The sequence below is a fragment of the Streptomyces sp. NPDC015131 genome, assembly GCF_043079975.1.
Taxonomy (GTDB): Bacteria; Actinomycetota; Actinomycetes; order Streptomycetales; family Streptomycetaceae; genus Streptomyces.
The window spans coordinates 189,088-202,291 of the sequence record NZ_JBIBVB010000003.1 but is presented as its reverse complement, the minus strand read 5'-3'; the positions used below and the strand labels follow the sequence as shown (position 1 = coordinate 202,291).

General features: G+C 72.2%; 9 protein-coding genes, 1 tRNA gene and 1 pseudogene. 9 read left to right on the top strand and 2 right to left on the bottom strand.

The features are described 5' to 3' along the window. Positions 1 to 82: 82 nt before the first annotated feature. A pseudogene (locus ACF08D_RS12285) lies at positions 83 to 198 on the bottom strand (IS5/IS1182 family transposase); the annotation flags it as partial. Positions 199 to 375: 177 nt separating this feature from the next. Continuing rightward, positions 376 to 447 (bottom strand) — tRNA-Arg (locus tag ACF08D_RS12280). Positions 448 to 567: 120 nt separating this feature from the next. Here ACF08D_RS12280 and ACF08D_RS12275 point away from each other — a divergent pair. The 9 genes from ACF08D_RS12275 (at position 568) to ACF08D_RS12235 (ending at position 13,196) form a co-directional block, all read left to right on the top strand. Beyond that, positions 568 to 1,047, top strand: a complete 480-nt coding sequence (locus ACF08D_RS12275; protein ID WP_392222530.1) for a PleD family two-component system response regulator — start codon at positions 568 to 570, stop codon at positions 1,045 to 1,047. Between the two features lie 77 nt (positions 1,048 to 1,124). Continuing rightward, positions 1,125 to 2,105, top strand: coding sequence for an ArgS-related anticodon-binding protein NrtL (gene nrtL / locus ACF08D_RS12270; protein ID WP_392222529.1), 981 nt, complete (start codon positions 1,125 to 1,127; stop codon positions 2,103 to 2,105). A 7-nt stretch (positions 2,106 to 2,112) separates the two neighbouring features. Next, positions 2,113 to 3,504: a diaminopimelate decarboxylase gene (gene lysA, locus ACF08D_RS12265; RefSeq protein ID WP_392222528.1), complete on the top strand. Its 1,392-nt coding sequence runs from the start codon at positions 2,113 to 2,115 to the stop codon at positions 3,502 to 3,504. Between the two features lie 95 nt (positions 3,505 to 3,599). Then, a complete protein-coding gene (locus ACF08D_RS12260; RefSeq protein ID WP_392222527.1) occupies positions 3,600 to 4,892 on the top strand; it encodes a homoserine dehydrogenase in 1,293 nt (430 codons plus the stop codon). Between the two features lie 6 nt (positions 4,893 to 4,898). Beyond that, a complete protein-coding gene (thrC, locus tag ACF08D_RS12255; RefSeq protein ID WP_392222526.1) occupies positions 4,899 to 5,957 on the top strand; it encodes a threonine synthase in 1,059 nt (352 codons plus the stop codon). A gap of 415 nt (positions 5,958 to 6,372) precedes the next feature. Then, positions 6,373 to 7,290 carry a homoserine kinase gene (thrB, locus tag ACF08D_RS12250; protein WP_392222525.1) on the top strand — a complete coding sequence of 306 codons (918 nt, stop codon included), beginning with the start codon at positions 6,373 to 6,375 and terminating at the stop codon, positions 7,288 to 7,290. A gap of 419 nt (positions 7,291 to 7,709) precedes the next feature. Next, positions 7,710 to 9,803: a transcription termination factor Rho gene (gene rho / locus ACF08D_RS12245; RefSeq protein WP_392222524.1), complete on the top strand. Its 2,094-nt coding sequence runs from the start codon at positions 7,710 to 7,712 to the stop codon at positions 9,801 to 9,803. Between the two features lie 310 nt (positions 9,804 to 10,113). Next, positions 10,114 to 11,832 (top strand): trypsin-like serine protease, encoded by a 1,719-nt coding sequence (locus ACF08D_RS12240; RefSeq protein WP_392222523.1) that lies wholly within the window; start codon positions 10,114 to 10,116, stop codon positions 11,830 to 11,832. 266 nt (positions 11,833 to 12,098) lie between these two features. Then, positions 12,099 to 13,196 carry an LCP family protein gene (locus ACF08D_RS12235; protein ID WP_392222522.1) on the top strand — a complete coding sequence of 366 codons (1,098 nt, stop codon included), beginning with the start codon at positions 12,099 to 12,101 and terminating at the stop codon, positions 13,194 to 13,196. Positions 13,197 to 13,204 lie beyond the last annotated feature (8 nt).

Below are 13,204 nucleotides of genomic sequence, written 5' to 3'. Positions count from 1 at the left end.
TGGCGGAGCCGGGGTCGGATCGCTGCGGCGGTGACGGTGCCGTGGAAGAGCGGGAGTTTTCGAACCGGCTGATGATGCCTGTGCGGCGGCGGTTGGCCTGCGGGTCCTCCGGTTCCGGGATCATGCGGCGCCGGATGTGGCGCCTTCGCAGCCAGCGGCGGTTCGGCGGGAGCGGTCAGCCTTGTCGCCGCTGAGGACGGTCTTCCGTGAACCGCGACCCGGTGGTCGTTCCACCCCCACCCCGGCCATCAGAGGTGGCAGATGCGGACGGCGCAGCCACCCTGAAGAGCAACGCCCCGAAGGCCGGTTGCTTCTTGGCATGCACGAGAAAGGGCCTGACCCGCATCTCTGCGGTTCAGACCCTCTTTCCGGAAGTGCCCCCGGCAGGATTCGAACCTGCGCACACGGCTCCGGAGGCCGTTGCTCTATCCCCTGAGCTACGGGGGCGTGTCGGTCGCGGTGGTGTTGCTCGCGGCGACGGGTAGAACACTACCAGCTCCCGGGCGGTGCCCGTGAACAGGTATTTCCGGGAGGCGGAGCAAGCGCTGTCCCTCGTGTGGGGCGGAAGTGGGGAAAACCCGGACGCAGGGGCCCGGGGCGACCTACTCTCGAGTTGTGTCAGGCGTGTCCGGCCGGGTGCTCGTCGTCGACGACAACAGGGTCATCCGGCAGTTGATCAGGGTCAACCTCGAGCTGGAGGGCTTCGAGGTCGTGACCGCGGCCGACGGTGCCGAGTGTCTGGACGTCGTGCACAGCGTCCGGCCCGACGTCGTCACCCTGGATGTGGTCATGCCCCGGCTCGACGGGTTGCTGACCGTCGAGCGGTTGCGGGAGGACCCCGCCACCCGGCACCTGCCTGTCGCGATCGTCAGCGCCTGCTCGGCGTACGAGGTGGAGCGCGGGTTCGCCGCCGGGGCCGACGCGTACCTGGCCAAGCCCTTCGAGCCGGCCGACCTCGTGCGGCTCGTGCGGCAGCTCCGGTGCCGGGAGGAGCGGCCGCCCCTCGACGGGCGGCGTGGGGTGGGCCAGGCCGGAAGTCCCTGCTGAGCCGCCCGGCGGCGCGCCGCTGCCCGCATGGCGAAACCGGTTCCGCCCCAGTGCGCCTCCTCCCCTAGGCTTGTGCCGTGACCCCCGCGGACCTCTCCCTCACCGTGCTGCGCGCCGTGCGCCGCGCGGTCGGCGAAGGTGCCCTGCGGGCCCCCGCGGGCCTGCCCGAACGGGTCACGGTCGAGCGCCCGCGGCCCGGCGGGCGCGGGGACTGGGCCACCAACGCCGCGCTCCAGCTCGCCCGCGGGGCCGGGATGCCGCCGCTCGGGGTCGCCGAGGTGCTGAGGCCCCGCATCGCCGAGGCCGAGGGCGTCGCGCACGTCGAGATCACCGGCCCCGGGTTCCTCAACATCACGCTGGCCGACCACGGTGGCCGCACCCTCGTCCGCCGCGTCCTCACCGAGGGCCCGCGCTACGGCCACGGCACCGCCCTCGCGGGCCGCGTCTTCCGGCTGGACCACCCCGGCGAGCCGCGCGCCACCGTCCTCGCCGACGTCCTCCGGCGCCTCCTCGCCGCCCAGGGCGCCGCCCTCCACGGTGCCGAGACCGACACCCTCACGCTCCGGCCCCTCCCCGCGCCGCCCTCCTGCGACCCCCGCGTCTTCGGGGACGACGCCGTCCGGTGGGCCATGCTCCGGCCCGCCGGGCACGACCGGGTCCTCGACCCCGCCGCGCTGCTGGTGCAGGGCGAGGCCAACCCGCTGTTCACCGTGCGCTACGCCCACTCCCGCGTCCGCGCCCTGCTGCGCAACGCCGCCGCGCTCGGCTTCGCGCCCTCGTACGACGAGGACGTCGACGCGCCGCGCCTGCTGCCCGCCCTCGGCGACCACCCCGCCGTCCTGGAGGCAGCCGCCCGCCACCGCGCCCCCGACCGGGTCGCCCGGCACCTGGAGGCCACCGCCGACGCGTTCCTGGGGTTCCAGCACACCGTGCTGCCCCTCGGCGACGAGAAACCCTCGGCCGCCCACCGCTCCCGGCTCGCCCTCGCCGAGGCCGCCGGGACGGTGCTCGCCGGCGGCCTGGCCCTGCTCGGCATCAGCGCCCCTGACTACTTGTGAGAGAGACATGAGCCGTTCCGCCCACCCCGCCGGGCCCCGCCACGCCGACGTCCTGCCCGAGGGGCACTACTCCGCGCCGCCCGCCGACCTCAACCGGCTCGACGCCAAGGTCTGGTCGCGTACCGTCACCCGCGGCGAGGACGGGGTCGTCACCGTCGCCGGCATCCCGGTCACCACGCTCGCCGAGGAGTTCGGCACCCCCGCGTACATCCTCGACGAGGACGACTTCCGCGCCCGCTGCCGCGCCTGGGCCGACGCCTTCGGCACCGAGGCCGACGTCTTCTACGCCGGCAAGGCGTTCCTGTCCAAGGCCGTCGTCCGCTGGCTGACGGAGGAGGGGCTCAACCTCGACGTCTGCTCCGGCGGGGAGCTGGCCACCGCCCTCGACGCGGGCATGCCCGCCGAGCGCATCGCCTTCCACGGCAACAACAAGAGCCCCCAGGAGATCGAGCGGGCGGTGCGGGCCGGCGTCGGCCGGATCGTGCTCGACTCCTTCCAGGAGATCGTGCGCGTCGCGCACATCGCCCAGTCGCTCGGCACCCGCCAGAAGGTGCAGATCCGGGTGACGGTCGGCGTCGAGGCGCACACCCACGAGTTCATCGCCACCGCCCACGAGGACCAGAAGTTCGGCATCGCGCTGGCCGGGGGAGAGGCCGCCGAGGCCGTACGGCGGGCGCTGAAGCTCGACGGGCTGGAGCTCATCGGCATCCACTCGCACATCGGCTCGCAGATCTTCGACACCTCCGGCTTCGAGGTGGCCGCGCACCGGGTCGTCGGGCTGCTGAAGCAGGTCCGCGACGAGCACGGCGTCGAGCTGCCGGAGATCGACCTGGGCGGCGGCCTCGGCATCGCGTACACCTCCGACGACGACCCCCGCGAGCCGCACGAGATCGCCAAGGCGCTGCGCGACATCGTGACGAGGGAGTGCGAGGCCGCGGGGCTGCGCACGCCGCGGATCTCCGTGGAGCCCGGCCGCGCCGTCGTCGGTCCCACCGCGTTCACGCTGTACGAGGTCGGCACCGTGAAGCCGCTCGCGGGGCTGCGGACGTACGTCAGTGTCGACGGCGGCATGTCCGACAACATCCGTACCGCGCTCTACGACGCCGCGTACTCGGTCGCGCTGGTGTCGCGCACCAGCGACGCCGCGCCCATGCTCAGCCGGGTCGTCGGCAAGCACTGCGAGAGCGGCGACATCGTGGTCAAGGACGCGTTCCTGCCGGCCGACCTGGCGCCGGGCGACCTGATCGCCGTACCGGCCACCGGGGCGTACTGCCGCTCCATGGCCAGCAACTACAACCACGTCCTCCGGCCTCCCGTGATCGCGGTGAGGGACGGAGAGGCACGGGTGATCGTCCGGCGCGAGACGGAGGAAGATCTTCTGCGTCTCGATGTCGGCTGATGAAATAGATATCTCATAATCCGGACGGAAGGGAGAAACTTCCGTCCGGTGAGTGAGACTGGTCCACACCGTAGAAGTATGAGAAACGAGGTCGGATGATGCGTACGCGTCCGCTGAAGGTGGCGCTGCTGGGCTGTGGAGTGGTCGGCTCAGAGGTGGCGCGCATCATGACGACGCACGCCGGCGACCTCGCCGCGCGCATCGGCGCCCCGGTCGAGCTCGCCGGTGTCGCCGTCCGCCGGCCCTCCAAGGTGCGCGAGGGCATCCCCCAGGAGCTCATCACCACCGACGCGACCGCCCTCGTCAAACGCGGGGACATCGACGTCGTCGTCGAGGTCATCGGGGGCATCGAGCCCGCGCGCACGCTCATCACCACGGCCTTCGAGCACGGCGCCTCCGTGGTGTCCGCGAACAAGGCGCTGCTCGCCCAGGAGGGCCAGAGCCTGTACGCCGCCGCCGAGCGGCACGGCCAGGACCTCTACTACGAGGCGGCCGTCGCCGGCGCCATCCCGCTGATCCGCCCGCTGCGCGAGTCCCTCGCCGGCGACAAGGTCAACCGGGTGCTCGGCATCGTCAACGGCACCACCAACTTCATCCTCGACAAGATGGACACCTCCGGCGCCGGCTACTCCGAGGCGCTCGACGAGGCCACCGCCCTCGGGTACGCCGAGGCCGACCCGACCGCCGACGTCGAGGGCTTCGACGCCGCCGCCAAGGCCGCCATCCTCGCCGGAATCGCCTTCCACACGCGCGTACGCCTCGACGACGTGTACCGCGAGGGCATGACCGAGGTCACCGCCGCCGACTTCGCCTCCGCCAAGCGCATGGGCTGCACCATCAAGCTGCTCGCCATCTGCGAGCGCGCCGCCGACGGCGGGTCCGTCACCGCGCGCGTGCACCCCGCGATGATCCCGCTCAGCCACCCGCTGGCCTCGGTGCGCGGCGCGTACAACGCCGTGTTCGTCGAGGCCGACGCCGCCGGGCAGCTCATGTTCTACGGGCCGGGCGCCGGCGGCTCGCCGACCGCGTCCGCCGTCCTCGGCGACCTGGTCGCCGTCTGCCGCAACCGCCTTAATGACGCGACGGGCCCCGGCGAGTCCGCGTACACCCAGCTCCCCGTCAGCCCCATGGGCGACGTGGTGACGCGGTACCACATCAGTCTCGACGTGGCCGACAAGCCGGGCGTCCTCGCCCAGGTGGCGACGGTCTTCGCCGAGCACGGCGTATCCATCGATACGGTGCGCCAGCAGGGCAAGGACGGCGAGGCCGACCTCGTCGTCGTCACCCACAGCGCGCCCGACGCCGCCCTCTCCGGGACCGTCGAGGCGCTGCGCAAGCTCGACACCGTGCGTGGTGTCGCCAGCATCATGCGGGTCGAAGGAGAGTAACCAGCAATGACTCACCAGTGGCGCGGAATCATCGAGGAATACCGCGACCGGCTGCCGGTCACGGACACGACCCCGGTCGTCACCCTCCGCGAGGGTGGCACGCCGCTCGTGCCCGCGCAGGTGCTCTCCGAGCGCACGGGGTGCGAGGTCCACCTGAAGGTCGAGGGCGCCAACCCCACCGGCTCCTTCAAGGACCGCGGCATGACCATGGCCATCACCCGGGCCAAGGAGGAGGGCGCGCAGGCCGTCATCTGCGCCTCCACCGGCAACACCTCCGCCTCGGCCGCGGCCTACGCCGTCCGGGCGGGCATGGTGTCCGCCGTCCTGGTGCCCCAGGGCAAGATCGCGCTCGGCAAGATGGGCCAGGCCCTGGTGCACGGCGCGAAGATCCTCCAGGTCGACGGCAACTTCGACGACTGCCTGACGCTGGCCCGCGCCCTGTCCGACAACTACCCGGTGGCGCTGGTCAATTCGGTCAACCCGGTCCGCATCGAGGGCCAGAAGACCGCCGCCTTCGAGATCGTGGACATGCTGGGCGACGCCCCCGACCTCCACGTCCTCCCCGTCGGCAACGCCGGCAACATCACCGCCTACTGGAAGGGCTACAAGGAGTACGCGGCGGACGGCGTGTCCACCCGTACGCCGCGCATGTGGGGCTTCCAGGCGTCCGGCTCCGCGCCCCTGGTGCGCGGCGAGGTGGTCAAGGACCCGTCGACCATCGCCACCGCCATCCGGATCGGCAACCCGGCCTCGTGGGACAACGCGCTGGCCGCGCGGGACGAGTCGGGCGGCTTCATCGACGAGGTGACGGACCGTGAGATCCTGCGCGCCTACCGGCTGTTGGCCTCCCAGGAGGGCGTCTTCGTGGAGCCCGCCTCCGCGGCGTCGGTGGCCGGCCTGCTGAAGGCCGCCGAGCAGGGCAAGGTCGACCCCGGGCAGCGCATCGTGTGCACCGTGACCGGAAACGGCCTGAAGGACCCCGACTGGGCGGTCGCCGGAGCGCCCCAGCCCGTCACGGTGCCGGTCGACGCGGCCACCGCCGCCGAGCGGCTCGGCCTGGTCTGACCCGCGACCCGGCCGGGGCGTCCCCACGCGGGGCGGCCCCGGCCGGTACCGGCCGCCTGCCAGGGTGCGCCGACGGCCGCGTACCGGAAAGCCGCACGGCCGCTCCGGCCGCGTAGCCGGAGCACCCGCCCGCCCGAGCGCTCCGCCGCGGCGAAAAATGGCCGGAAAACGCAGGCCGTACGGCACCGCCCGGAAGCACGGAAGGGCACACGGACGGGCCGGCGACACGCACCGTGCGCCTCCCGTGCGCCCTGTGTCGCCACAGAACCTTCCTTCGATAGGCTGTACCCAACCCACCCCGCCGCATATGCCGCGGTGCTGTTGCCGTTGACGCCATGCGGCCCAGGGTGCGGATCCCCCGAACACCCCGTCGCCCGCCCCCGGGGACGACAGATCCAAGGAGAGTCATCGAGCGATGGCCGGTCCCGCGTTCCGCGCCGCCGCCGTCCGGGTGCGCGTTCCCGCCACCAGCGCCAACCTCGGCCCGGGCTTCGACGCCCTCGGCCTGTCGCTGGGGCTGTACGACGACGTCGTCGTCCGGGTCGCCGACTCCGGGCTGCACATCGACATCGCGGGAGAGGGCGCCGACAGCCTCCCGCGCGACGAGAGCCACCTGCTCGTACGCTCCCTGCGCACGGCCTTCGACCTGCTCGGCGGACAGCCGCGCGGCCTGGAGGTCGTCTGTGCCAACCGCATCCCGCACGGCCGGGGCCTCGGCTCCTCCTCCGCGGCCATCTGCGCCGGCATCGTCGCCGCCCGCGCGGTGACCATAGGCGGCGACGCCCGCCTCGACGACGCCGCGCTGCTGGAACTCGCCACCGAGATCGAGGGCCACCCCGACAACGTCGCGGCCTGCCTGCTCGGCGGCTTCACGCTCGCCTGGACCGAGGGCGGCGCCGCCCGGGCGATCAGGATGGACCCCGCCGATTCCATCGTTCCGGTGGTTTTCGTCCCCGGGAAGCCCGTCCTCACCGAGACCGCGCGGGGACTGCTCCCGCGCACCGTGCCCCACGTGGACGCCGCGGTCAACGCGGGCCGTGCCGCGCTGCTCGTCGAGGCCCTGACCAGGCGCCCCGAGCTGCTGCTGGCCGCCACCGAGGACCGGCTCCACCAGGAGTACCGGGCCCCCGCGATGCCGGAGAGCGTCGCCCTGGTGAACCGGCTGCGCGCGGACGGCGTCCCCGCGGTCATCTCCGGCGCGGGCCCCACGGTGCTCGCCCTGGCCGACGACGGTACGGCGGAGAAGGTCGCGCGACTGGCGGGCGACGGGTGGGCGGCCAACCGGCTGGCCCTCGACGTCCCCGGCGCGAGCGTCCTGCCGCTCGCGCCGTAGGCCCGACGGACGCGCGGGGCGCCCCGAACGCTCCGCGGAACACGGTTGCCGGTGTGGGAGAGGGGGAATGTTTGTTGGAGCCGGTAGTGTTAACCTCGAATCTGCACCCGACGTCTTTGTGGCGCGGTGCTGAGTGTCCCCTTCCGGGACCACCATTCTTCCGGGAGCCTCCTCCACTGCCTGAGCAGCCTGCCTGAGCAGTTTCGAGCACGCTCCGGAACCGGCGCGCGACACCCCTCGCTTTTCCCAGGAGCGGGCCGAGCAGGGGGCCTCGGGCCGGACCCAAGCACGTCTTTTCTCTCCGCCGTACCCGGCGGGACCACCGCCCCGACCCGGTCCACCGATCAAGGACCGCCGTCGGACAGCACAACCGGTCGCCGAGCCAGAAGGCCGACGTCCGCTCCAGGGAAGGACCCTTCGTGAGCGACACCACCGATCTGATGGGCGTGACTGCCGACAACAGTGTCGACACCGCCGCGCCCGCCGCAGGTGCTGCCACTGGCACCACGTCACGGCGCCGCCGCTCCGGCACCGGCCTCGAGGGCATGGTCCTGGCCGAGCTTCAGCAGGTCGCGTCCGGCCTCGGCATCAGGGGCACCGCGCGGATGCGCAAGAGCCAGCTGATCGAGGTCATCAAGGAGGCGCAGGCCGGAGGCGGCTCCTCCGCCCCCAAGGCCGCCGACACGGCCGGCTCCGCCGAGACCAAGCCGAAGCGCCGCGCCACCTCCAAGGCCCGTACGGGCGAGGACGCCGCCGACAAGGCCGGCGCCCCCGCCGGGGACAGGGCCGCGAAGGCCGCCGACAAGCCCGCGGAGAAGGCCGAGAAGGCCGTCGCGCAGCAGCAGATCGAGATTCCCGGCCAGCCTTCCCCCAAGCTCGCTCCGACCGAGCAGCAGGGCGCCGGCGACGACCAGCCGGCCGGCGAGCGCCGCCGCCGCCGTGCCACCGCGCCCGCCGGCAGCCCCGAGGGCGACGTCCGGACCGATGTCCGCGCGGACGTCCGCACGGAGGCCCGTACGGACACCAGGACCGACGCCCAGCCCGAGACCAAGGGCGACGCGGCCGGTGACGGCGCCGAGGGCAGCCGCCGGGACCGCCAGCGCGACCGCGGCGACCGCGGCGACCGCCGGGACCGCCAGCGGGACGGCCGCCGCGACCGCGGTGGCAAGGGCGGCGACGACCAGCAGGGCGGTGGCGGCCAGCGCCAGCAGCGCCAGGGCGGCCAGCAGGGCGGCCAGTCCGGCCCGCAGGACGACTTCGACGACGAGGCGGGCGGCCGCCGCGGCCGCCGCGGGCGCTACCGCGACCGCCGGGGCCGCCGTGGCCGTGACGACTTCGCCGGCGGCGGCGAGCCGCAGGTCTCCGAGGACGACGTCCTGATCCCCGTCGCGGGCATCCTGGACATCCTCGACAACTACGCGTTCATCCGGACCTCCGGCTACCTGCCCGGCCCCAACGACGTGTACGTCTCCCTCGCCCAGGTCCGCAAGAACGGCCTGCGCAAGGGCGACCACATCACCGGCGCCGTACGCCAGCCGAAGGAGGGCGAGCGCCGCGAGAAGTTCAACGCGCTGGTCCGTCTGGACTCCGCCAACGGCATGGCCGCCGACTCCGGCCGGGGCCGTCCCGAGTTCAACAAGCTGACCCCGCTCTACCCGCAGGACCGCCTCCGCCTGGAGAGCGACCCGGGTGTGCTGACCACGCGGATCATCGACCTGGTGTCGCCGATCGGCAAGGGCCAGCGCGGTCTGATCGTGGCCCCGCCGAAGACCGGCAAGACCATGATCATGCAGGCGATCGCCAACGCGATCACCACCAACAACCCCGAGTGCCACCTGATGGTCGTCCTGGTCGACGAGCGTCCGGAAGAGGTCACCGACATGCAGCGGTCGGTCAAGGGCGAGGTCATCTCCTCGACCTTCGACCGCCCGGCCGAGGACCACACCACCGTCGCCGAGCTGGCCATCGAGCGCGCCAAGCGCCTGGTGGAGCTGGGTCACGACGTGGTCGTCCTGCTGGACTCCATCACCCGCCTGGGCCGCGCGTACAACCTCGCGGCGCCCGCCTCCGGCCGCATCCTGTCCGGTGGTGTCGACTCGACCGCGCTGTACCCGCCGAAGCGCTTCTTCGGCGCCGCGCGCAACATCGAGGACGGCGGCTCGCTGACCATCCTGGCCACCGCGCTGGTCGACACCGGCTCGCGCATGGACGAGGTGATCTTCGAGGAGTTCAAGGGCACCGGCAACATGGAGCTCAAGCTCGACCGGAAGCTCGCCGACAAGCGCATCTTCCCGGCGGTGGACGTCGACGCGTCCGGCACCCGCAAGGAGGAGATCCTGCTCGGCAGCGACGAGCTCGCCATCGTCTGGAAGCTGCGCCGGGTGCTGCACGCGCTCGACCAGCAGCAGGCGATCGAGCTGCTGCTCGACAAGATGAAGCAGACGAAGTCGAACGCCGAGTTCCTGCTGCAGATCCAGAAGACGACCCCGTCGGCCGGCAACGGCAACGACTGACGTCGTCTCACCAGGCAGCACAGGCCACCCCGTCACTCCGGTGACGGGGTGGTCTCGTTTTCACGGTTTCCTCACCATCCGCTGGTCAACCGGTACTTGACAGGCGTAACATCTGCACATCGACGTGGGGGGATTCCGCCGCGCAGCCAGAGCCGAGGCCAGGGGGGTTTTCCGGCTCGCTGCCCGTTTGACCGGCCGTTACCCGCCACCGTCATGGACTCTTCCGGTGTGGCGGTCGCGCCTCGCCGGGTCGACCCAAGGGGTTAACTCAGTGCAGATACGCACGCGCGGCGGCCGTCACCGGCGCCGTATGACACTGGCGCTGCCCGCCGCCGCGGCGGTCGTCGCCCTGGTGGGGGCGGGCATCGCGGTCTCCGGATCGGACTCCGCCGAGGCCGGCGAACTGCCCCGCATCAGCGCCGAGCCCGCCCAGGCGAAGCAGACGGTCTCGCAGGACGAGCTGTACCAGCGGGTGGCCAGGGCCGTGAAGGCGGACGCCAAGAGCGCCCGCACCCTCGGCAAGGAGCCGGAGGCGAGCAGCAGCCCGAGCAGCGCTCCCAGCGCCCGCATCATCGGGGGCAAGGAGACGACCATCTCCGCCGCCCCCTGGATGGCGCAGCTCCACTTCTGGGACAGCACCGGCGCCGGCTACTTCTGCGGCGGCGCCGTGATCGCCCCGACGAAGGTCCTCACCGCCGCCCACTGCGTCAAGGGCATCAAGTGGGCGACCGACGGCGTGGTCGTCACCGGCACCGACCAGATCCCCACCACCGGCGACGAGGGCGATGCGTTCGCCGTCGACCGCCAGTGGCACCACCCGCAGTACAACGACTACACCCTCGACAATGACGTGGCCGTGCTGACGCTGGCCGCGCCCACCACCGCCAAGCCGCTGCCGCTGGCGCAGCCGACGGACTCCGCGCTGTACGGGGCCGGGCTCGACGGCAAGGTCTACGGCTGGGGCCGCACCAGCTCCACCGAGCCCAACAGCGGCTCCCAGACGCTGAAGGTCGCCGACGCGGACACCGTGTCGGACACCTCCTGCGCCGCCGCGTACCCCGGAGGCTTCGTCAAGGGGCACATGCTGTGCGCCGGCGCCGCCCCGACGGGCAGCGACGAGACCAGCGAGACCACCTGCAACGGCGACTCGGGCGGCCCGCTGGTCGTCGGCGGCAAGCTCGTCGGTGTCGTCTCGTGGGGCGACGAGGACTGCTCCGCGGCCGGCAAGTACGGCGTGTACGCGAAGGTCTCCACGTACTCCGCGCCCATCCAGTCCCGGGTCGACGACACCAACTGGAACGGCGACCACACCGCCGACCTGCTGGCCCGCCGCACCTCGGACTCCACGCTGTTCGGCTGGACCTCCAAGGTCACCTCGCTGAGCCGCACCGAGAACCTCGGCTACTTCGGCGGCTACACCCTCGCGCTCCAGACGGACCTCGACCGGGACTCCATCCCCGACCTGGTGAACCGCTACAACGGTGACGTCTACTGGGACCACTACTCGATCGCGGCCGGCGAGTGGCAGTCGAAGCTCGTCGCCAAGGGCTGGGGCAAGCACAAGGCGATCCTCACCCCCGGTGACGTCACCGGCGACGAGCTGCCCGACATCGTCGCGGTCGACTCCGCCGGCGTGATGCGCGTCTACCCGGGCAAGGGCAACGGCGGCTTCTCCGCCCCCGTCTCCGCCGGTTCCGGCTGGAGCAAGTTCACGATGGTCCGCGGCCACGGCGACTTCACCAACGACGGCAAGGCCGACATCTTCGCCCGTGACACCGCGGGCAAGACCTACCTCTACAAGGGCACCGGCGTCGCCGCCAAGCCGTGGTCCGCGCCCGTCCTGGTCGCCGCCTTCGGTTCGATGAACGCCCTGGCCACCACCGGTGACGTCAACAGCGACGGCGTCGCCGACGTCCTGGCCCGCGACACCGCCGGCAAGATGTGGCTGTACCCGGGCAACGGCAAGGGCGGCTTCCTCGCCCGCAAGGACTTCGGTTCCGGCTGGCAGGCGTACAACCTCCTCGGCTGACAGCCCCGCGCCGCACCCGGCGCGCATGCGATGTTCGCCACGTCCGGGGCGGTTCCGCAAGGAGCCGCCCCGGTTTCGTACCCCGTGGAAAACCGCAGGTGAGACGCCCTGTGTGCCCATCGCGCCCCGGCGTGGTGGGCACGGTGCGTTCTTAGGGACCTCTTAACGGGCCGTGCAACCCTGTGGGCCGCTTCCCCGTCTGACAGGCCGGAAGCGCCTGATCACCACAGCTGGGGGTAGCGGAACCAGCGAGGACTGAGGAGAACATGGCCGAGCAGGGCAGCAAAACCAGCCGAATACGCGCCACCGGACGCCGCCGCCGGCCGGCGGGCAAGGGCCGCAAGGCGCTCACCGTCGCGGCCTGGTCCGCCGCAGGGCTGGTCCTGGTCGGCGGGTGCGGGTTCGGCTACGTCTACTACACGCTCAACGGCAACATCGACAGCGTCGACATCAACAGCCAGCTCCGCGACGACGAGCGGCCGCAGAACGTCGACAACGGCTCCATGGACATCCTGGTCCTCGGCTCCGACACCCGGTCCGGCGCCAACGGCGAGTACGGCAGGGACGAGGGCGCCGCCCGCTCCGACACCGCGATGGTCCTGCACGTGTACGAGGGCCACAAGAAGGCCAGCGTCGTCTCCGTACCGCGCGACACGATCGTCGAGCGGCCCGACTGCACCGACCGGGCCGGAGCGGCCGTGCCCGGGCAGCGCAAGGCGATGTTCAACACCGCGTACGAGGTCGGCGGCCCGGCCTGCGCGGTGAAGACCGTCGAGAAGATGTCCGGCATCCGCATGGACCACTACATCGAGGTCGACTTCACCGGCTTCAAGAAGCTCATCGACGAACTCGGCGGCGTGGAGATCACCACCACCGAGCCGATCAAGGACAAGAGCAGCCACCTCGACCTGGCGGCCGGCACCCACACCCTCGGCGGCGAGCAGGCCCTCGGCCTCGTCCGCACCCGCAAGGGCGTCGGGGACGGCAGCGACCTCGGGCGCATCCAGCTCCAGCAGGCGTTCATGAAGGCGTTCATCGAGCAGGCCAAGAGTGTCGGGGTCTTCTCCAGCCCCAAGAAGCTCTGGAACCTCGCCGACACCGCCACCAAGGCCATCCGGCCCGACTCCGAGCTGGACTCCGTCAAGGAGCTGTCCGACTTCGCCGGCGGCCTGAAGCAGCTCGGCGCCGACGACGTCCACATGATCACGCTGCCGGTCCAGTACGACCCCGCCGACCTCAACCGCGTCGTCCCGCTGGAGGCCCAGGGCCGCCAGGTGTGGGCCGCGCTCAAGGCCGACCGGCCCATCCCCGCCTCCGCGACCAAGGACACCGCCGAGGGCCGGGCCGGCGGAGTCGTGAAGTAGTCCGGGCG